Annotated in this window: 13 protein-coding genes; 4 read left to right on the forward strand and 9 right to left on the reverse strand. The window is 71.2% G+C overall.

Annotated features, from left to right (window positions below):
• Nucleotides 1–224: 224 nt before the first annotated feature.
• The 3 genes from pepN to ACIP63_RS01250 all read right to left on the reverse strand — a co-directional run bounded on the left by pepN (nt 225) and on the right by ACIP63_RS01250 (nt 4,344).
• A complete protein-coding gene (pepN, locus tag ACIP63_RS01240; RefSeq protein ID WP_401510292.1) occupies nt 225–2,834 on the reverse strand; it encodes an aminopeptidase N in 2,610 nt (869 codons plus the stop codon).
• 283 nt (nt 2,835–3,117) lie between these two features.
• Nucleotides 3,118–3,441, reverse strand: coding sequence for a chorismate mutase (locus ACIP63_RS01245; RefSeq protein WP_401510294.1), 324 nt, complete (start codon nt 3,439–3,441; stop codon nt 3,118–3,120).
• A gap of 126 nt (nt 3,442–3,567) precedes the next feature.
• Complete coding sequence (locus tag ACIP63_RS01250; protein ID WP_401510296.1) at nt 3,568–4,344, reverse strand: S1 family peptidase; 777 nt, start codon at nt 4,342–4,344, stop codon at nt 3,568–3,570.
• 255 nt (nt 4,345–4,599) lie between these two features.
• On the opposite strand from ACIP63_RS01250, the gene ACIP63_RS01255 reads away from it, so the two are divergent.
• Nucleotides 4,600–5,511 carry a hypothetical protein gene (locus ACIP63_RS01255; protein ID WP_401510298.1) on the forward strand — a complete coding sequence of 304 codons (912 nt, stop codon included), beginning with the start codon at nt 4,600–4,602 and terminating at the stop codon, nt 5,509–5,511.
• A 38-nt stretch (nt 5,512–5,549) separates the two neighbouring features.
• Nucleotides 5,550–6,620, forward strand: a complete 1,071-nt coding sequence (locus ACIP63_RS01260; protein ID WP_401510300.1) for an ankyrin repeat domain-containing protein — start codon at nt 5,550–5,552, stop codon at nt 6,618–6,620.
• A gap of 51 nt (nt 6,621–6,671) precedes the next feature.
• Here the strand turns inward: ACIP63_RS01260 and ACIP63_RS01265 are convergent, their stop codons facing one another.
• The 3 genes from ACIP63_RS01265 to ACIP63_RS01275 form a co-directional block, all read right to left on the reverse strand.
• The gene (locus tag ACIP63_RS01265) at nt 6,672–8,396 is read right to left on the reverse strand and encodes a DEAD/DEAH box helicase (RefSeq protein WP_401510302.1); all 1,725 of its coding nucleotides are present in this window, start codon (nt 8,394–8,396) and stop codon (nt 6,672–6,674) included.
• Nucleotides 8,397–8,593: 197 nt separating this feature from the next.
• Nucleotides 8,594–8,797: a cold-shock protein gene (locus ACIP63_RS01270; RefSeq protein ID WP_015607926.1), complete on the reverse strand. Its 204-nt coding sequence runs from the start codon at nt 8,795–8,797 to the stop codon at nt 8,594–8,596.
• A gap of 500 nt (nt 8,798–9,297) precedes the next feature.
• Nucleotides 9,298–9,840 carry a pyridoxamine 5'-phosphate oxidase family protein gene (locus tag ACIP63_RS01275; protein ID WP_401510303.1) on the reverse strand — a complete coding sequence of 181 codons (543 nt, stop codon included), beginning with the start codon at nt 9,838–9,840 and terminating at the stop codon, nt 9,298–9,300.
• Between the two features lie 185 nt (nt 9,841–10,025).
• Here ACIP63_RS01275 and ACIP63_RS01280 point away from each other — a divergent pair, with 185 nt between their 5' ends.
• Nucleotides 10,026–10,940 carry a rhomboid family intramembrane serine protease gene (locus ACIP63_RS01280; RefSeq protein ID WP_401510305.1) on the forward strand — a complete coding sequence of 305 codons (915 nt, stop codon included), beginning with the start codon at nt 10,026–10,028 and terminating at the stop codon, nt 10,938–10,940.
• A gap of 124 nt (nt 10,941–11,064) precedes the next feature.
• Nucleotides 11,065–12,321 (forward strand): SLC13 family permease, encoded by a 1,257-nt coding sequence (locus ACIP63_RS01285; protein ID WP_401510307.1) that lies wholly within the window; start codon nt 11,065–11,067, stop codon nt 12,319–12,321.
• Nucleotides 12,322–12,432: 111 nt separating this feature from the next.
• On the opposite strand, the gene ACIP63_RS01290 is transcribed toward ACIP63_RS01285, so the two are convergent.
• From ACIP63_RS01290 to ACIP63_RS01300, 3 genes are all read right to left on the reverse strand, one after another.
• Entirely contained in the window at nt 12,433–13,893 is a 1,461-nt protein-coding gene (locus ACIP63_RS01290; protein WP_401510309.1) for a glutamate synthase subunit beta, read from the reverse strand.
• Nucleotides 13,886–18,445, reverse strand: a complete 4,560-nt coding sequence (gltB, locus tag ACIP63_RS01295; protein ID WP_401510311.1) for a glutamate synthase large subunit — start codon at nt 18,443–18,445, stop codon at nt 13,886–13,888. Before gltB ends, ACIP63_RS01290 begins: the two co-directional genes overlap by 8 nt.
• Before the next feature lie 434 nt (nt 18,446–18,879).
• Nucleotides 18,880–19,611 (reverse strand): VIT1/CCC1 transporter family protein, encoded by a 732-nt coding sequence (locus ACIP63_RS01300; protein ID WP_401510312.1) that lies wholly within the window; start codon nt 19,609–19,611, stop codon nt 18,880–18,882.
• Nucleotides 19,612–19,626 lie beyond the last annotated feature (15 nt).

Raw genomic sequence — 19,626 nt, forward strand, 5'->3', positions numbered from 1 at the left:
TGCCAGCTTGTCCGGATTGCGGAGGGGGCGGCCGAAGAGCCCAACGATCTCAACCCGAAAGGGGTACTGCGGTTCGGTGTGGGGGTGTTGGGGCTTTGGGGGCTGGTATAAGCGTTCGTCGTTCGCATGACTGTGCCCGGCTCCTTCGGTGAGGGGCCGGGCACAGTGGCGGCGGGGGTGCGCCTGGGGCGGCGGGGGTGCGGCGAGGGGTGGCGGGGGTGTGCTCAGGGGGCCGGTGTGGGGCGGTGGGCGTCGCGTACGGCGAGGGCGCGGCGGAGGTCGTCGAGCTGGTCGGTGAGTTTGCGGCGGAGGGCGGGGGTGAGTGCGGGGTTGGTGAGTGCCTGGTCGCCGAGGTGGATGCTGTCGGGGTCGACGGCGTGGGCGGGGAAGGCGTGGCGTCCGGCGGCTTCGGCGATGGCGGGGCCTCGGCGTGCGGCGAGTGCGATGGCGTCGGGGTAGTAGCGGGCGATGTAGGGGTGGGTGAGTTCGCTCTGTTCGGGCTGCCAGAAGCCTTGGGCGGTGGCGGTGAAGAGGTAGTTGGAGAGGTTGTCGTCGGTGAACATGGCGTGCCAGGCGGCTGCTTTGGCCTCGGGGGTGGGGAGGGCGGCGCGGCAGCGGGCGGCGCCTTCCTGTCCGGTGGCGCTGGGGTCCTTGGCGAGTTCGTGTTCGATGGCGGTCTCGTCGGTGGCGCCGAGGATGGCGAGGCGGGTGAGGATGCGCCAGCGGAGTTCGGGGTCGAGTTCGGGCCCGCCGGGGACGGTGCCTTCGCGGAGCCAGTCCTGGATGGCGTCGGGCTGGGTGGCGGCGTCGATGAAGTGGCGTACGGCGGTGAGGCGGAGGCCGGGGTCGGGGTTGCCGGGTGTGGTGGTGCCGGGGCTCCGGTCCCAGTCCTTCGCGGTGAGGCCTTCGGTGCGGCGGAGGAGGTCGCGGCAGAGGGAGGTGAGGGTGGCGAGGGCGGTGGGCCGGTCCTCGGGTGTGAGGTAGCGGTCGGCGATGTGGGTGGCGGCGAAGCCGAGGACGCCGTGGACGAGGGCGAGGTCGGTTTCGTAGGGGAGGTGGGTGCGGGCGGCGGTGAGGTGGACGGTGGGGTGGAGTGTGCCGTCGCGGACCATGTCGCGGGCGGTGTTCCAGATGACGGCGCGGGTGAGGGGGTCGGGGATGCCGGAGAGGTGGGTGAGGGCGGTGTTCCAGGAGTCGGGGTCGAGGCGGATCTTGGCGTAGGTGAGGTCGTGGTCGTTGAGGACGACGAGGTCGGGGCGGTGGCCTGGCTGGGTGGTGGGGGTGCCGTCCTGGGGGATGTCGAGTTCGAAGCGGTTGCGCAGGGTGAGCTGGTCGGTGCCGGTCTGGGTGTCGAGGCTGTGGTCGTAGGTGCCGACGGTGATGCGGTGGGGGCGGGTGCCGGCGTGGTCGACGGTGAGGTTCCAGCTGGTGCCGGTGGTTTCGGTGTGGGCGGTGAGGGTGTCGACGCCGGTGGTGCGGAGCCAGGTGGCGGCCCAGGCGTGGACGTCGCGGTCGGTGGCGGTGGCGAGGTTGTCGATGAAGTCGGCGAGGGTGGCGTTGGCGAATTTATGTCGGGCGAAGTGGGTGTTGATTCCGGCGAGGAAGTCCTTCTCGCCGAGCCAGGCGACGAGTTGGCGGAGTGCGGAGGCGCCCTTGGCGTAGGAGATGCCGTCGAAGTTGAGGAGGGCGGATTCGGTGTCGGGGACGGCGTCGGGGTCGGGGGCGACGGGGTGGGTGGTGGGGCGCTGGTCGGCGTCGTAGCCCCAGCCCTTTCGGGAGACGCCGAATTCGACCCAGGTGTCGGGGAATGGGGTCTCCCCTGCTCGGACGGAGTTGAGAGTGTGGGGAAGGGTGACTTCGGTGAGGGTCTGGTAGCCCATGTATTCGGCGAAGGACTCGTTGAGCCAGATGTCGTCCCACCAGGTGAGGGTGACGAGGTCGCCGAACCACATGTGGGCCATTTCGTGGGCGATGACCATGGCGCGGGTCTGGCGTTCGGTGTCGGTGACGGCGGAGCGGTAGATGAATTCGTCGCGGAAGGTGACGAGTCCGGGGTTCTCCATGGCGCCGGCGTTGAATTCGGGGACGAATGCCTGGTCGTAGGAGTCGAAGGGGTAGGGCTCGTCGAATTTCTCGTGGTAGCGGTCGTAGCAGGCGCGGGTGATGTCGAGGATCTCGTCGGCGTCGGCGTCGAGGTGGGGGGCGAGGGAGCGGCGGCAGTGGATGCCGAAGGGGAGGCCGGCGTGGTGGGTGGTGACCGAGTGCCAGGGGCCTGCGGCGACGGCGACGAGGTAGGTGGAGACGGGTGGGGTGGGGGTGATGGTCCAGCGGCCTTCGGTGGCCTGGGTGGCGGTTCCGTTGCCGAGGACGGTCCAGCCGGTGGGTGCGGTGACGGTGAGGTCGAACACGGATTTGAGGTCGGGCTGGTCGAAGGCGGCGAAGACGCGCTGTACGTCTTCCAGGAAGAGCTGGGTGTAGACGTAGGTCTCGCCGTCGGCGGGGTCGGTGAAGCGGTGCATGCCTTCGCCGGTGCGGGAGTAGCGCATGGTGGCGTCGACGGTGAGTTCGTGGGGGCCTGCGGTGAGGCCGTCCAGGGGGTAGCGGTTCTGGTCGAGGCGCTCGGGGTCCAGGGGCTGTCCGTCGAGGCTGAGGGAGCGCAGGGTTTCCGGCTTGATCTCGACGAAGGTGTCTCCGGCCGTGTGGGCGGTGAACCGGATGGCGGTGCGGGAGCCGAAGGTGTCCTCGCCCGTGGTGAGGTCGAGGTCGACCGTGTACCGGTGTACGTCGAGGAGCTGGGCGCGGGTCTGCGCTTCGTTGCGCGTCAGTACGGACATGGCGCCCATGCTGCCGTACGGGTCCGGGGCTGTGCAGCGGGGTTCTCGCAGGGCTGACGGCGCGCGTGGCGGGGGCTCTGCGCCGCACCGGCGGCGCGGCCCGCGCCGGCCCTGGTGCGGCGCGGGCCGGGTGCGGACCGGGCCCGGATGCGGCGCGGGCCCGGGGGCGGCGCAGGCCCGGGGGCGGCCCGGGCCCGGATGCGGCGCGGGCCCGGATGCGGCGCGGGCCCGGATGCGGCGCGGGCCCGGATGCGGCGCGGGCCCGGGCCTGCCGGCGGTGGGGTCAGGCGGTGGGGCCCGCGGATTCCTCGGCGATGCGCTCGTGGTGGCGGATGACCTCGGCGACGATGAAGTTCAGGAGCTTCTCGGCGAAGGCGGGGTCCAGCTTGGCGCTCTCGGCGAGCTGCCGCAGCCGGGCGATCTGGCGGGCCTCGCGGGCGGGGTCGGCGGGCGGCAGGTGGTGTTCGGCCTTGAGGTGGCCCACCTGCTGGGTGGCCTTGAAGCGCTCGGCGAGCATGTGGACGACCGCGGCGTCGATGTTGTCGATGCTCTCGCGCAGGCGCTTCAGTTCGGTGGTGACGTACTCGTCGATGTTGCTCGTGGTCATGGTGAGCGAGCTTAGACGCACCGGTCGTGGGGTGGTCGACGGCGGGTGGCCGGCGGCTTCGTGGAGCCGGGCCCGGGGGCTCCCGTTGCTGCGGGAGCCCCCGGGGTGGTGCGGAGGCGGGGGGTGTCAGAGGGTCGCGGCGGCCGTGGCGATGGCGGAGGCGAACGTCGACACCTGGGTGTAGACGCCGGGGTAGCCGGGCCGGGCGCAGCCTTCGCCCCAGCTGACGATGCCGACCTGGGTCCAGGCTCCGGCGTTGTCCTTGCGGAACATGGGGCCGCCGGAGTCTCCCTGGCAGGTGTCGACGCCGCCGGTGCTGACGTATCCGGCGCAGATCTCCTCGCTGGGGACGAGGTCGCTGCCGTAGGCCTGCCGGCAGGTGGTGTCGGAGACGTAGGGGACGGTGGCCTTGAGGAGGTAGCGCTGCTGGCCGCCGCCCTCGGTCGCGGCGCCCCAGCCGGCGATGGTGAAGGTGCCGGTGTCGTAGGCGGTGGTGGTGGCGATCTTCAGGGTGGGCTGGTTGATGGGCTGGGCGAGTTTGATCAGTGCCCAGTCCTTGCCGACGCCGTTGTAGCCGGGTGCCTGGAGGACCTTGGTGGAGCGGACCTTGACCGCGGAGGACGACTGGAGGTCGACGGCTCCCGCGGTGGCGGTGATGGAGGTGTTGTTGCCGGATCCGTCGACGCAGTGGGCGGCGGTGAGGACGACGGTCTGGCTGTAGAGGGCGCCGCCGCAGCCCATGGAGAGCCGGACCATGAAGGGGAACTCGCCCTGGGCGGCGCGGGTTCCGCCGACGACGGGTGTGGGGGCGGCGGAGGCGTTGGACGGCTGGAGGCTGAGGGTGGCGAGGGCCACCGCGGCTATGACGGAGCATCTCTTGAGGGTGCGCAGGAGCTGTTTCACGGGAGTGCCTGCTTTCGTGTGGGGGGTGACGGTGGGGGTGCTGGGTGCAGGCGTGCGGGCGTGCGTGTCCTGGTCAGGGGCATGGACCGAGCAATTATCGACATGCCCGCGACAAGAACGATCCGATTATCGGGAAGCGTTCACCGCTGTCACAAGGCGGGGTTTCCGGCCAAGATCATCGGTCGTCCCCGGCCGGATTCCGCCGGACGGGCCTAGAGTGAGGGTCCGTTGGGCGCCATTGATGGGGGTTCGGACGTGAGCGACGGCAGTAACGGCAGCGGCGGCGGTCCCGTCGTCCACGGGTTCCCGCATCTCGACGCCGTCCGGTCCGCGATCACCGCGCTCTACCGGCGGGTCTCCCCCGACGGTGTGCGTGCCTACGCCACGAGCCTCGCCCCGGCCGACGCCGCCTTCTCCGATGTGGACGACCTGCATCTGGGCGCCCAGCGGGTGGCCGGTGCCCTGGTGCAGCACCTGCGTCTCCCGCAGGCCCGCATCGTCGTCGGCTTCCGGCGGATGGAGCACGCCGCGAGCGTCGAACTCACCGCCGGCCCGGAGTACTTCATCGAGCTCAACGACCGTTTCCGTACGCACCGCAGGGACATCGGGGCCGCGCTGGCGCACGAGATCACCCATGTGCTGCTGCACCGGCTGGGGCTGGAGCTTCCCGGCACCCGCGACAACGAGATCCTCACGGACACGGTGACGGCCTATCTCGGCGCGGGGTGGCTCCTGCTGGACGCCTTCCGTCAGGACGCGGTCTCCAGCCAGAAGCTCGGCTATCTCACACCCGAGGAGTTCGGGTACGTACTCGCCAAACGCGCGCTGGCCTTCGACGAGGACCCCTCCGTGTGGTTCACCAGCCCCCAGGCGTACACGGCGTACACCAAGGGGCGGGCCGAGGCCCTGCGCGACCTGCAGCGTCCTCCGCTGACGGCCGCGGGGTGGGCGGGCAGGCGCCGTTACGCCAAGGACCGCCGCCACGCCGGGGAGCACCCTGGCGCCGCCCCCGACCCGTCCGTCCCGTACGCCTTCGAGGGCGGCGCGGACGGGCTGCGGGTCTCGTTCGCCTGCCCCACCTGCCACCAGCGGGTCAGGGTCCCGGTCAGGGGCCGGACGCGCGCCCGGTGCGGCCTGTGCCGCACGGTCCTGGAGTGCGACACCTGAGCAATCGTCCCGGTCCGGGGTGGTCGTAGGGTCGGTGTATGACGAATGGTCCGGTTGGGGGTGCCAGCAGCCTCTTCGAGGCGTTGTACGCCGATGAGGACGCCGTCGTACGGGCGCTCCGTGCGGGCGCGTCCGCCGAGTCGAGCGACGAGGAGGGGACGACCGCGCTCTATCTGGCGTCCGTGCAGGACCTGCCCGGCGCGGTGCGGCTGCTCCTGGCGGCGGGCGCGGACCCGAATCGGGCGAGCGGCCCGGAGGCCGGGGATCTGCCGCTCTGCGGGGCGGCGTGCGGCGGGCACGCGGAGGTCGTCGGGGCGCTCCTGTCGGCCGGGGCCGAGCCGGATCTGAGCGAGGAGTTCGGCTTCACGGCGCTGCGCTGGGCCGCGGGCCTCGGTCACGCCCGGGTCGCGGAGACGCTCCTGGCCCATGGCGCCGACCCGGACGTGCCCGGCCCGCAGGGTGAGACGCCGCTGGTGGTGGCGGCCCGGCGGGGGTCGGCGCACACCGTTCGGGCCCTGCTCCGGCACGGCGCCCGCGACCTGTCCCCCGCGCTGGAGGAGGCCAGGCGCATGCTCACGCTGGACGTCGAGCGGGTGGTGCGGGACGCGCTGCGGCGTATGTACGGGGACGAGGGCCACGAGAGCGTGGTGCGCCGCGCGACGGCGGACGGCGGGGTGACCGTCACGGCCGAACTGCTGCGGGACGGGGAGCTGTTCGCGTCCCAGGACCTGCAGACGGGGCACGGGGCGATCGCGACGCTGCTGGAGAGCGAGCTGGGCCTGCGGGCCCCGTTCGAGGAGCTGGCCGTGCGGGCGCTGCGGGAGGGGGAACCCGGGCTGGACAACTGGCTGGTGGCCGTCGGGGCGTTGTGGCAGCGCGGTGACGAGGAGACGTTTCAGGCGGCGGCGGCGTGGACGGCGAGCGAGGACCCGCTGCGGCAGACCTTCGGTGTGGATGTGCTGGCACGGCTCGGATTCCATGGCGGCGGCAGGCCGTTCGCCGACCGGGCGGTGCCGCTGCTGCGGGAGCTGGCCCGGACCGCGGCCCCGGCGCCGGCCGGGGCGGCGGCGCGGGCGCTCGACGGCTACGAGGCCGCACCCGGGAAGTGAGGCCGCGCGACGGGTGCGGTGACCGGGGGGACCGGTCACCGCACCCTGTGGTCATGCCGCCCTGCGGCCACGGCCGGGAGCGCTGCCGCGCCCGGTGGAGCCGGCCCGGCCGGCACCGCCGCCGCGCGCGGATCCGCCCGCGCCGCCGGCACCACCACGGGCCGCACCGCCGCCGGAGCCGCCACGCGCGCCGCCGCCGCCCGCACCGCCGCCGGAGCCGCCACGCGCGCCGCCGCCGCCCGCACCGCCGCGGGCCGCGCCGCCGGCGCCGCCCTGTGCGGCGCCCGAGCCCGCGCCCGTACCACCGCGTCGGCCGCGTCCGCGGCTGCCCGAGCGGAACGGTCCGCCGGCCGCCGCGCCCGAACCCGAACCGGTGCCGCGCGTACGCGGCTTGGGCTGGGTCGGCTGCGGCACCTCGATGACGATCGCGACGCCGGACGGTTCACGGGCACCCGTGATCCGGCCGAGCTCGTCGTCGCTGGACTTGATCCGGGTGGTGCGCGGCGCGATGCCCGCGTCCTGCATCAGCCGGGTCATCTCGCGCTTCTCCTCGGGCAGCACGAGCGTGACGACGCTGCCGGACTCCCCGGCGCGCGCGGTGCGCCCGCCGCGGTGGAGGTAGTCCTTGTGGTCGGTCGGCGGGTCCACGTTGACGACCAGGTCGAGGTCGTCGATGTGGATGCCACGGGCCGCCACGTTCGTCGCGACGAGCGCGGTGACCTGCCCGTTCTTGAACTGGTCCAGCGTCCGGTTGCGCTGCGGCTGGGACCGGCCGCCGTGCAGGGCCGCGGCCCGCACGCCGCTGGCGAGGAGCCGCTTGGCGAAGCGGTCGGCGGCACGCTTGGTGTCGACGAACATGATCACGCGACCCTCACGGGCGGCGATCTTCGTGGCGACGGCCTTCTTGTCCGTCTCGTCCAGGACGTGGAGCACGTGGTGCTCCATCGTGGTGACCGCACCGGCGGACGGGTCCACGGAGTGCACGACCGGGTCGGTGAGGAACATCTTGACCAGCCGGTCGATGTTCTTGTCGAGGGTCGCGGAGAACAGCATCCGCTGGCCGTCCGGCTCGACCTGCTTGAGCAGCGCGACGACCTGCGGCATGAAGCCCATGTCGGCCATCTGGTCGGCCTCGTCGAGGACGGTGATCGCGACCTCGTCGAGCCGGCAGTCGCCGCGCTCGATGAGGTCCTTGAGCCGTCCCGGAGTGGCGACGAGCACCTCGGCGCCGCGGCGCAGCGCGCCGGACTGCCTGCTGATCGACATGCCGCCGACGACGGTGGCGACGCGCAGGTTGACGGAGGTGGCGTACGGGGTCAGCGCGTCGGTGACCTGCTGGGCGAGCTCGCGGGTCGGGACGAGGACGAGTGCCAGCGGTGCGTGCGGCTCGGAGCGGCGTCCTGCGGTGCGGGCGAGGAGTGCCAGGCCGAAGGCCAGGGTCTTGCCCGAGCCGGTGCGGCCGCGGCCGAGGATGTCCCGGCCGGCCAGCGAGTTCGGCAGGGTGGCGCCCTGGATGGGGAAGGGGTCGGTCACGCCCTGTGCGGCGAGGGTCTTCAGCAGCGCGGCGGGCATGTCCAGGTCGGCGAAGGCGTCGACGGCGGGCAGCGCGGGGGTGAGGGTCTCCGGCAGGGCGAACTCTCCGCCCTGGGCGGACGCGGTCCTGCGGCGGGCCGGTGCCTTGCCGGATCCTCGGGTGTTCGCCTGCGGCCGGTCCGTGCCGCGGCCCCTTATCGGGCGGTTGCGGGCGGGTCGGTCCTGGCGTTCGGAGCGGGTCATACGGAATTGCCCTCCTGGGGGATTCCTGGGGTTACTGCCGACTGCTGTGGACTGCTTGATGTGCGCCCCAGGATGCAAGCACAGAGCAGGTGTCCCGGTTGCGGAACCGAACCGGGAAAGGATGAGTCGGAAACAGCACAAACCGGGGCCCGCACCTTCACGGTGCGGGCCCCGGTCGCGAGGTACGCGTCCGGCGATTAGGCCGGGACGATGTTCTCCGCCTGCGGGCCCTTCTGGCCCTGCGTGACGTCGAAGGAGACCTTCTGGCCCTCCTGGAGCTCACGGAAGCCCTGGGTGGCGATGTTCGAGTAGTGGGCGAAGACGTCGGCGCCGCCGCCGTCCTGCTCGATGAAGCCGAAGCCCTTTTCCGAGTTGAACCACTTCACGGTTCCAGTAGCCATGTCATTCTCCTAAAAGAGGTGCAGTGCCGGAAATCCGCACTTTACGAATTCCAAGTCGCCGCATTGAGCCCCATCCGGAGAAAGCCGGAAAACAATAAAGCGCCTGAGGAGGGTTCCCGTCAGGCGCACATAAAGTTCATGGGTACCAAAACTGCAACTCGGCAACCGTAGCACGTTCTGCCGGTGAGCGGCAGATCCCTCCGCCCCCGGCGCGCCGGAAGGTCTGCTGACCAGCAGGGTGGCGGGGACCGTTCATGACGGGTTCCGGAATCGTTCCCGGATGCTTCCCGCCCTGTTCCCCCTAGGGCCGGGCGCCTTCCGGCGGGCGACGGAGGGCACCGTTCCGCCGGGCGGCCCATGAGGGGCCGGGGCGTCCTCGTCCGGGAGTCGGATTCACCCGGTTGCCGTATCGGCGCGCTCGCGGCCCGCGTGCCGCCCGGCGGCCGGATCCGCGGCAGGGGTTACGCCGAGCGGGTGACCCGCCCCCTGGGTCGGCCGCGTCAGCCCTCTCGTACCGGACTGTCGTCGTTGCCCCTGCGCAGGGTGCGCAAGGGGTGGCCGGGGCGCCAGACCTGTACGACGATGTCGTCGCCGTCGATCGCGGTCCGGACCACCTCGGTGGGTTCGGCGCGGAAGAGGAGGAAGGGCTCCGGCGGGGCCGCCTCCTCGGTGAAGCGTGCCAGTACGGCGGCATCGGTGATCTCCACGGCCCGCCCGGAGATGCGTACGTCCCCGTCGGCCATCTCCGCGTCCGGCCCGGGATTGGCGTGGACGGCGAAGCGCGGGTCCCGTCGCAGGTCCAGTGCCTTGCGGGAGCCGGGCATCATGCCCAGCCACAGGGCGTCCATGCGGAAATCCACCTCCAGGCCGGTGACCCGGGGGGAGCCGTCCGCGCGAAGGGTCGCGAGGACGTGGTGCTTGTACAGCTGGAACCGTTTCCGCACGGTGTCGGCGAAGGCCGGTTCCGCCGTGCGGAAGTCCTGCCACGAAGCGGGTGTCACGTTCGGTGTCATGGGTTCCATCGAACCCCGTAAACCGGACATCCTCTGTCGTGTTTGTTCCCGTGTCACCGGATCGGACGCCGCCCGGCCCGGCTCAGGGCCTGCCGGTGCCCTGAGTTCCGGGCGCCGGTCCCCCGGCCCCAGGTGTGCTCCGCCTCACCCGCGTTCGCTATCTTGAGCGCCGCCGCCCCCCTGCGGCCCTCCGTCCACGAATGAAGGAGCCGGCCATGACGGCCGCCGCCACCACGTGTTATCGCCACCCGTCGCACGAGACGTATGTGCGCTGCACGCGTTGCGACCGGTACATCTGCCCCGACTGCATGCGTGAGGCGTCCGTGGGGCACCACTGCGTGGACTGCGTACAGGAGGGGCAGCGCTCGGTCCGGCAGGCCCGCTCGCTGTTCGGCGGCGCGGTGCCGAGCGCCGCGAAACCGGTCGTGACGTATGTGCTGATGGCCCTGAACATCGTGGCGTACGCCGTCGAGGTACTGCGGTCCGGGACGGTCGACCGGTTCGGGATGCTCGGGGCGGTGCTGGTGGACTCCACCGGCGAGCAGTACTACTACAAGGGTGAGACCTACCCCGGCTTCGAGCTGAGCGGGGTGGCGGACGGTGAGTGGTACCGGCTGCTGACGGGCGCCTTCCTGCATCTGCCGCCCGACGCGTCGTTCGGTGTGATGCACCTGCTCTTCAACATGCTCGCACTGTGGAATCTCGGCAGGGTCGTGGAGGGGCAGCTGGGCCGTGCGCGGTATCTGGCGCTGTATCTGCTGTCCGCGGTGGGCGGTTCGGTGCTGGTGTACCTGGTCTCGCCGGAGACGACGGCGGTCGGTGCGTCGGGGGCGATCTTCGGCCTGGCGGCGTCCTTCTACGTCATCAACCGCCGTCTGGGCCGGGACATGGGGCCGGTCAACCGCTTCATGGCGGGGTTCCTGCTCTGGATGGTGATCTCCGCCGTGTTCACCTCGTGGGAGAGCCACCTGGGCGGGCTGCTGACCGGTGGGCTGGTGACCTACGGGCTCGCGTACGCGCCGGCGAAGCTGCGGACGTCCGCGACGCAGCTGGCCGGCGGCGCGGTCCTGGTCGTGCTGCTGGCGGCGGTCGTCGCCGTCCGGACGGCGGCTCTGACGGGCGCGATCTGACGGGCGCGGTCTGATAGGCGCGGTCTGATGGGCGCGGTTTGACAGGCGCGGTCTGACGGACGCGGTCTGATGGGAGCTCGCCAATCACCGGGGTGAGTCCACTTTCTGGGACCATCGTCCCGTGATGAGAGAGAGGCCGGTGGAACGGCCGGAGGCCGGGAGCGAGGAGCCGGGTGAGGGCCCGGGCAGGCGTGTCCGGCGGCTGCACCCGCTCGACCGGCTCGCGGGCGGTCTGCTGGTCCTGGGGCTGCTCGCGGTGGTGACGGGGCTGCTGCCCCCGGAGCCCGCCGCGGACGAGATGCGGCGTGTCGGCCCGCTGGTGGTGTTCCTGGGCACCGTGATCGTGATGGCCGAGCTGACGGGCCGGGCTCAGGTCTTCGATGTGGTGGCGGCCTGGGTGGCGCGGGCGGGGCGGGGGCGCTATCCGCTGCTCTTCGGGCTGTGCGTGGCATTCGCCTCGCTCACCACCGTCACGCTGAATCTGGACACCACGGCGGTGCTGCTCACCCCGGTGATGCTGGCGCTGGCCGCCCGGGTGGGGATCGCGCCCTTGCCCCTGGCGATGACGACGGTGTGGCTGGCCAACACGGCGAGTCTGCTGCTGCCGGTCTCGAACCTGACGAATCTGCTGGCGGCGGACCGGGTGGCGCTCTCGCCGTCCGGTCTCGCCGCGGTGATGTGGCTGCCCCAGCTCGCGTCGATCGCCGTGACTGCGGCCTGCCTGTGGGTCTTCTACTGGCGGCGTGGCCGGCGCGGCGAGGGCCAGGGCCGCTACACCCCGCCGGAAGCGCCGGTGGCGGGGGATCCCGTCCTGCTGCGGATCTGCGCGGTGGCCTGCGGGGGTTTCCTGCTGGCGATCCTGGTGGCGGACTTTCCGCTCTGGTCGGTGTCGCTGACGGGGATGGTGGTGGTCGTGGTGGCGTTCGCCGTCAGGCGCAGGCAGGAGCTGCGGCTGTCGCTGGTGCCGTGGCGGCTGCTGGTGCTGGTCCCGGGGATGTTCCTGGTGGTGGAGACGGTCGACGCGCACGGCCTGCACGAGCTGCTGGAATCGGCGCTGGGGACCGGCAACGGGTTCGTGGGGATGCTGCGGTCGGCGGCGGTGGGGGCGGGGCTGTCGAACGTCGTGAACAACCTGCCGGCGTATCTGGCGGGCGAGGCGGTCGTCCCGGCGGAGAACCACAGGCAGTTGCTGGCTCTGCTGATCGGCGTCAATGTGGGGCCGCTCGTCACCCCGTGGGCGTCCCTGGCGACGCTGCTGTGGTTCGAGCGGTGCCGCCGGCACGGGACGCGGATCGCCCTGGGCCGTTTCGTGGGGACCGGTCTGCTGCTGTCGGTGACGGGCACGCTGGCCGCCGTGTCCGCGCTGGCGCTGGTCGGCTGAGCCCGGCCGCGTCCGGACGCGCCGCGGCGCCCGCCCTTGTCCGGTCGGGGACGGGGGCGGGCGCCGCGTTCAGTTCCGTACGCCGTTGTACGGGACGTCTGTGTGCCGTGGTCAGACCGTCAGGGAACGGTCCGTCGGGCGGATCGGGGCGTGCAGGGCACTGGTCCCGGTCAGGAAGCGGTCCACGCCGCGCGCCGCGGAGCGGCCCTCGGCGATGGCCCAGACAATGAGGGACTGGCCGCGGCCCGCGTCACCGGCGACGTAGACGCCGTCGACGTTGGTCGCGTAGTCCTCGTCGCGTGCGATGTTGCCGCGCTCGTCGAGGTCGAGGCCGAACTGCTGGACGAGGCCGTTGGCCTGGTCGGTGCCGGTGAAGCCCATGGCCAGGGTGACGAGCTGGGCCGGGATGACGCGCTCGGTGCCGGCCTTCTGCTCCAGCTTGCCGTCCTTGAACTCCACCTCGATGAGGTGGAGGGACTGGACGTTGCCGTCCTCGTCGCCCTCGAAGTGGGTGGTGGAGACGGAGTAGAGCCGCTCGCCGCCCTCCTCGTGCGCGGAGGTGACCTTGTAGAGCATCGGGAAGGTCGGCCAGGGCTGGTTGGCGTTACGCTCCTCGCCCGGCTGCGGCATGATCTCCAGCTGGGTGACGGAGGCCGCGCCCTGCCGGTGGGCGGTGCCGACGCAGTCGGCGCCGGTGTCGCCGCCGCCGATGACGACGACGTGCTTGCCCTGGGCGGTGATCGGGGAGACCGTCAGGTCGCCCTCCTGCACCTTGTTGGCGAGCGGGAGGTACTCCATCGCGAAGTGCACGCCGTTGAGGTCGCGGCCCGGGACGGGCAGGTCGCGGGAGACGGTGGCACCGGCGGCGATGACGACCGAGTCGTAGCGGCGGCGGAGCTTGGCGGCGTCGATGTCCTTGCCGATCTCCACCTCCGTGCGGAACTTGGTGCCTTCCGCACGCATCTGCTCGATGCGGCGGTTGATGTGCGACTTCTCCATCTTGAACTCGGGGATGCCGTAGCGGAGGAGGCCCCCGATGCGGTCGGCGCGCTCGTAGACGACGACCGTGTGGCCGGCCCGGGTGAGCTGCTGGGCGGCGGCGAGACCCGCCGGGCCGGAGCCGATGACGGCGACGGTCTTGCCGGAGAGCCGCTCGGGCGGCTGCGGGGTGACGTCGCCGCTGTCCCACGCCTTGTCGATGATGCTGACTTCGACGTTCTTGATGGTGACGGCCGGCTGGTTGATGCCGAGGACGCACGCCGACTCGCACGGAGCGGGGCACAGGCGGCCCGTGAACTCCGGGAAGTTGTTCGTGGCGTGCAGGCGCTCGGACGCCGCCGACCAGTCCTCGCGGTAGGCGTAGTCGTTCCACTCGGGGATGAGGTTTCCGAGCGGGCAGCCGTTGTGGCAGAACGGGATGCCGCAGTCCATGCAGCGGCCGGCCTGCTTGCTGATGATCGGGAGCAGCGAGCCCGGAACGTAGACCTCGTTCCAGTCCTTGACACGCTCGCCGACGGGGCGGGTCTCGGCGACCTCGCGTCCGGTGGTCAGGAAGCCCTTGGGGTCAGCCATTGGTCGCCGCCTCCATCATCTTCTCGGTGGTCTCCTGCTCGGAGAGACCGGCGAGCTCAGCGGCGTCCTTGGCGGCGAGCACTGCCTTGTAGGTGGACGGGATGATCTTGCTGAAGCGGGTGACCGCGGTGTCCCAGTCGGCCAGCAGCTTCTCGGCGACCGTGGAGCCGGTCTCCTCCTGGTGGCGGCGCACGACATCGTGCAGCCACTGCCTGTCGGTGTCGTCCAGGAGCTCGACGGCGCCGACGTTGCCGGTGTTGACGTTGTCGAGGTCGAGGTCGATGACGTACGCGATGCCGCCGGACATGCCCGCGGCGAAGTTGCGTCCGGTCTCGCCGAGGACGACGGCGTGGCCGCCGGTCATGTACTCGCAGCCGTGGTCGCCCACGCCTTCCGAGACGACCGTGGCACCGGAGTTACGGACGCAGAAGCGCTCGCCGGTACGGCCGCGGAGGAAGAGCTCGCCGCCGGTGGCGCCGTAGCCGATGGTGTTGCCGGCGATGGTGGAGTACTCGGCGAGGTGGTCGGCGCCGCGGTCCGGGCGGACGATGACGCGGCCGCCGGAGAGGCCCTTGCCGACGTAGTCGTTGGCGTCACCCTCCAGCCGCAGCGTCACACCGCGCGGTACGAACGCGCCGAAGGACTGGCCGGCGGACCCGGTGAAGGTGATGTCGATGGTGTCGTCGGGCAGGCCCGCACCGCCGAACTTCTTGGTCACCTCGTGGCCGAGCATGGTGCCGACGGTCCGGTTGATGTTGCGGATCGCGATCTGCGCCCGGACGGGCTGGGCGGCCTCGGCGCTGTCGGCGCCCAGGGCGTCTGCGGCGAGCTTGATCAGCTCGTTGTCGAGGGCCTTGGCCAGGCCGTGGTCCTGCTCGGCGATCTGGTGGCGCACCGCGCCCTCGGGGAGCTCGGGCACGTAGAAGAGGGGCGCGAGGTCGAGGCCCTGTGCCTTCCAGTGGGTGACGGCCCGCTCGGTGTCGAGGAGTTCGGCGTGGCCGACGGCCTCCTCGATCGTGCGGAAGCCGAGCTCGGCGAGGATCTCGCGGACCTCTTCGGCGATGAACTCGAAGAAGTTGACGATGTACTCGGCCTTGCCGGAGAACCGCTCGCGCAGGACGGGGTTCTGGGTGGCGATGCCGACCGGGCAGGTGTCGAGGTGACAGACGCGCATCATGACGCAGCCGGAGACGACGAGCGGCGCGGTCGCGAAACCGAACTCCTCGGCGCCCAGCAGCGCGGCGATGACGACGTCGCGGCCGGTCTTGAGCTGGCCGTCGGTCTGGACGACGATGCGGTCGCGCAGGCCGTTGAGCAGCAGGGTCTGCTGGGTCTCGGCGAGGCCGAGCTCCCAGGGGCCGCCCGCGTGCTTGAGGGAGGTGAGCGGCGAGGCACCCGTGCCGCCGTCGTGGCCGGAGATGAGCACGACGTCCGCGTGGGCCTTGGAGACACCGGCGGCGACCGTGCCGACGCCGACCTCGGAGACCAGCTTCACGTGGACGCGGGCCGCCGGGTTGGCGTTCTTGAGGTCGTGGATCAGCTGAGCCAGGTCCTCGATGGAGTAGATGTCGTGGTGCGGCGGGGGCGAGATCAGGCCGACGCCCGGGGTGGAGTGCCGGGTCTTGGCGACCCACGGGTAGACCTTGTGGCCGGGCAGCTGGCCGCCCTCGCCGGGCTTGGCGCCCTGCGCCATCTTGATCTGGATGTCGTCCGCGTTGACCAGGTACTCGCTGGTGACACCGAAGCGGCCGGAGGCGACCTGCTTGATGGACGAGCGGCGTGCCGGGTCGTAGAGACGCTCGGCGTCCTCGCCGCCCTCACCGGTGTTGGACTTGCCGCCCAGCTGGTTCATGGCGACGGCGAGCGTCTCGTGCGCCTCCTGGGAGATGGAGCCGTACGACATGGCGCCGGTGGAGAAGCGCTTGACGATGTCCGCGGCGGACTCGACCTCGTCGATGGAGATCGGCTCGCGGCCGCTCTTGAAGCCGAAGAGTCCGCGGAGCGTCATGAGGCGCTCGGACTGCTCGTTGACCCGGCCGGTGTACTTCTTGAAGATGTCGTACCGGCGGTTGCGGGTGGCGTGCTGGAGGCGGAAGACCGTCTCCGGGTCGAACAGGTGCGGCTCGCCCTCGCGGCGCCACTGATACTCGCCGCCGATCTCCAGCGCGCGGTGGGACGCGGAGATGCCGGAGGCGGGGTACGCCTTGGTGTGCCGGGCGGCGACCTCCTTGGCGACGACGTCGAGTCCGGCGCCGCCGATCTTGGTGGCGGTGCCGTTGAAGTACTGGGCGACGAAGGCCTCGTCGAGGCCGACGGCCTCGAAGACCTGGGCGCCGCGGTAGGAGGCGACGGTCGAGATGCCCATCTTGGACATGACCTTCAGGACGCCCTTGCCGAGGGCGTAGATCAGGTTGCGGATGGCCAGCTCGGGCTCGATGCCCTCGATGAACGTACCGGCGCGGACGAGGTCCTCGACGGACTCCATGGCGAGGTACGGGTTGACGGCGGCGGCGCCGTAACCGATGAGCAGCGCGACGTGGTGGACCTCGCGGACGTCGCCGGCCTCGACCAGCAGGCCCACCTGGGTGCGCTGCTTGGTGCGGATGAGGTGGTGGTGGACGGCCGAGGTGAGCAGCAGCGAGGGGATCGGTGCGTGCTCGGCGTCGGAGTGCCGGTCGGACAGGACGATGAGGCGGGCGCCGTCCTCTATGGCGGCGTCGACCTCGGTGGTGATCTGCTCGATCCGTGCGGCGAGTGCCTCGCCGCCGCCGCTGACGCGGTAGAGGCCGGACAGGGTCGCGGCCTTCATTCCCGGCATGTCGCCGTCGGCGTTGATGTGTATGAGCTTGGCCAGCTCGTCGTTGTCGATCACCGGGAAGGGCAGAGTGACCGCGCGGCAGGCGGCGGCGGTCGGCTCCAGGATGTTGCCCTGGGGGCCGAGCGTGGAGCGCAGCGAGGTGACGAGCTCCTCGCGGATGGCGTCCAGCGGCGGGTTGGTGACCTGGGCGAAGAGCTGGGTGAAGTAGTCGAAGAGCAGCCGGGGGCGCTCGGAGAGCGCGGCGATGGGCGAGTCGGTGCCCATGGAGCCGAGGGGTTCGCCGGCGGTGCGGGCCATCGGGGCGAGGAGGACGCGGAGCTCTTCCTCGGTGTAGCCGAAGGTCTGCTGGCGGCGGGTGACCGAGGCGTGGGTGTGGACGATGTGCTCGCGCTCGGGGAGGTCCTCGAGCTCGATCTCGCCGGTTTCCAGCCACTCCTGGTACGGGTTCTCGGCGGCCAGGGACGCCTTGATCTCGTCGTCCTCGACGATGCGGTGCTCGGCGGTGTCGACGAGGAACATCCGGCCGGGCTGGAGGCGGCCCTTGCGGACGACCTTGGCCGGGTCGATGTCCAGGACGCCGACCTCGGAGGAGAGGACGACCAGGCCGTCGTCGGTGACCCAGTAGCGGCCGGGGCGCAGACCGTTGCGGTCGAGGACCGCGCCGACCTGGGTGCCGTCGGTGAAGGTGACACAGGCCGGGCCGTCCCAGGGCTCCATCATCGTGGAGTGGTACTGGTAGAAGGCGCGGCGGGCCGGGTCCATGGAGGCGTGGTTCTCCCATGCCTCGGGGACCATCATCAGCACCGAGTGCGGCAGGGAGCGGCCGCCGAGGTGGAGCAGCTCCAGGACCTCGTCGAAGGAGGCCGAGTCGGAGGCGTCCGGGGTGCAGACGGGGAAGATCCGGTCGAGCTGCGCCTCGCCGAAGAGGCTGGAGGCGAGCTGGGACTCGCGGGCCTTCATCCAGTTGCGGTTGCCCTTGACCGTGTTGATCTCGCCGTTGTGCGCGACGAAGCGGTACGGGTGGGCGAGCGGCCAGCTGGGGAAGGTGTTGGTGGAGAAGCGGGAGTGGACCAGCGCGACCGCGGTGGCGAAGCGGCGGTCGGAGAGGTCCGGGAAGAACGGCTCCAGCTGCCCGGTGGTGAGCATGCCCTTGTAGACGATCGTGCGTGCGGAGAGCGAGGGGAAGTACACCCCGGCCTCACGCTCGGCGCGCTTGCGCAGGACGAAGGCCTTGCGGTCCAGCGCGATGCCGGTGCTGCTTCCGTCGGCGACGATCAGCTGGCGGAACTCGGGCATGACGGCGCGGGCGCCGTTGCCGAGGATGTCCGGCGTGACCGGGACCTGGCGCCAGCCGAGGACGTCGAGGCCCTCTTCGGCGGCGATCTTCTCGATCTGCTTCACGGCGTCGGTGGAGTCGTCCGCGGGCAGGAAGGCGATGCCTACGGCGTAGGAGCCGGCCTCGGGGAGCTCGAACGCGGCCTCTTCGCGGAGGAAGGCGTCCGGGACCTGAAGGAGAATGCCGGCGCCGTCACCCGAGTCGGGCTCGGATCCGGTGGCGCCGCGGTGTTCGAGGTTGCGCAGTACGGTCAGCGCCTGCTCGACCAGCTCATGGCTGGCCACACCGGTCAGAGTGGCCACGAACCCGACACCACAGGCGTCGTGCTCGTTACGGGGGTCGTACATCCCCTGCTGGACAGGGCGACCGTCCATGGGCGACCAGGCGTCGGAACGCATTGGCTCTCCCGTCGTCGTCGTGGCATGTGCTGTGCCGAGGGACGACGCTGGCCCTCTGCGAAATTTCGTGCAGGTTACATGATGGAACGCTTCTCAAAAAGCGAATAGCCCGTTCCAACATGCGGACACCACGGAGCCGTGGTGCGGGTGGGTCACGATCGGAAGGATCATTGTGGATCACTGTCCGGGGAGACCGCAGAGAGCAGGCGTCGTTGCCCGCGAGTGTCTACGGCTCTTGCCCGGCGGTCATGGAATCGAAACCGCCGAGTAACGGCTACTTATGTGTAGCACTGCATAGCGTCTCATTTTACGGGCGGCTTACCTCATCCGCCCAGTGACGTGCGTCAAGACGTACGTCACACAGGTGCAACAACGCAAGGGTGCCCGGGAAATCCCGTCCGGCGGGCCGGGTTCCCGGGCACTGTCCGGCAGCCTCAGCCGACGGCCACCCCGAAGAGCGCGCCCAGGCCGTACGTGATCGCCGCGGCGGCCCCGCCGAGCACGAGCTGACGCAGTCCGCTGAACCACCAGGTGCGTGCCGTCACCCTGGCCACGACAGCCCCGCAGCCGAAGAGGCCGGCCAGGGCCAGCAGCACGGCGGGCCACATCTCGGTGGCGCCGAGCAGATAGGGCAGCACGGGCAGCAGGGCGCCCAGGGCGAAGGCGCCGAAGGAGGACAGGGCGGCGACGAGGGGCGAGGGCAGGTCGCCCGGGTCGATGCCCAGCTCCTCGCGGGCGTGTATCTCCAGCGCCTGCTCCGGGTCCCTGGACAGCTGGCGCGCGACCTCCTGGGCGAGGGCGGGCTCGACGCCGCGGGACTCGTAGAGCGCGGCGAGCTCCCGCATCTCGTCCTTCGGGTGCTTGCGCAGCTCGCGCCGCTCGACGGCGAGCTCGGCCTCGACGAGCTCGCGCTGCGAGGCGACGGAGGTGTACTCCCCCGCGGCCATCGAGAACGCGCCTGCGGCGAGTCCGGCCAGGCCCGTGATGACGATGGTCTGCTGGGAGACCGCCCCGCCGGCGACGCCCGTCATCAGGGCGAGGTTGGAGACGAGGCCGTCCATGGCGCCGAACACCGCGGGCCGCAGCCAGCCGCCGTTGACGTCACGGTGCGTGTGGTTGTCCCGGTGGGCCTCGTGCAGTACGGCGTCGGTCTCGATGATGGACACAGCTCTCCCCATTTC

This window comes from Streptomyces sp. NPDC088746, from assembly GCF_044751065.1.
Taxonomy (GTDB): domain Bacteria; phylum Actinomycetota; class Actinomycetes; order Streptomycetales; family Streptomycetaceae; genus Streptomyces.

What these genes read in the sequence shown, in the direction of transcription:
- ACIP63_RS01285 (WP_401510307.1), top strand. Translation starts at nt 11,065, where the DNA reads ATGAGAGAGAGGCCGGTGGAACGGCCGGAGGCCGGGAGCGAGGAGCCG.
- pepN (WP_401510292.1), bottom strand. Translation starts at nt 2,834, where the DNA reads ATGTCCGTACTGACGCGCAACGAAGCGCAGACCCGCGCCCAGCTCCTC.
- ACIP63_RS01270 (WP_015607926.1), bottom strand. Translation starts at nt 8,797, where the DNA reads ATGGCTACTGGAACCGTGAAGTGGTTCAACTCGGAAAAGGGCTTCGGC.
- ACIP63_RS01245 (WP_401510294.1), bottom strand. Translation starts at nt 3,441, where the DNA reads ATGACCACGAGCAACATCGACGAGTACGTCACCACCGAACTGAAGCGC.
- ACIP63_RS01260 (WP_401510300.1), top strand. Translation starts at nt 5,550, where the DNA reads ATGACGAATGGTCCGGTTGGGGGTGCCAGCAGCCTCTTCGAGGCGTTG.
- ACIP63_RS01290 (WP_401510309.1), bottom strand. Translation starts at nt 13,893, where the DNA reads ATGGCTGACCCCAAGGGCTTCCTGACCACCGGACGCGAGGTCGCCGAG.
- gltB (WP_401510311.1), bottom strand. Translation starts at nt 18,445, where the DNA reads ATGCGTTCCGACGCCTGGTCGCCCATGGACGGTCGCCCTGTCCAGCAG.
- ACIP63_RS01275 (WP_401510303.1), bottom strand. Translation starts at nt 9,840, where the DNA reads ATGTCCGGTTTACGGGGTTCGATGGAACCCATGACACCGAACGTGACA.
- ACIP63_RS01280 (WP_401510305.1), top strand. Translation starts at nt 10,026, where the DNA reads ATGACGGCCGCCGCCACCACGTGTTATCGCCACCCGTCGCACGAGACG.
- ACIP63_RS01265 (WP_401510302.1), bottom strand. Translation starts at nt 8,396, where the DNA reads ATGACCCGCTCCGAACGCCAGGACCGACCCGCCCGCAACCGCCCGATA.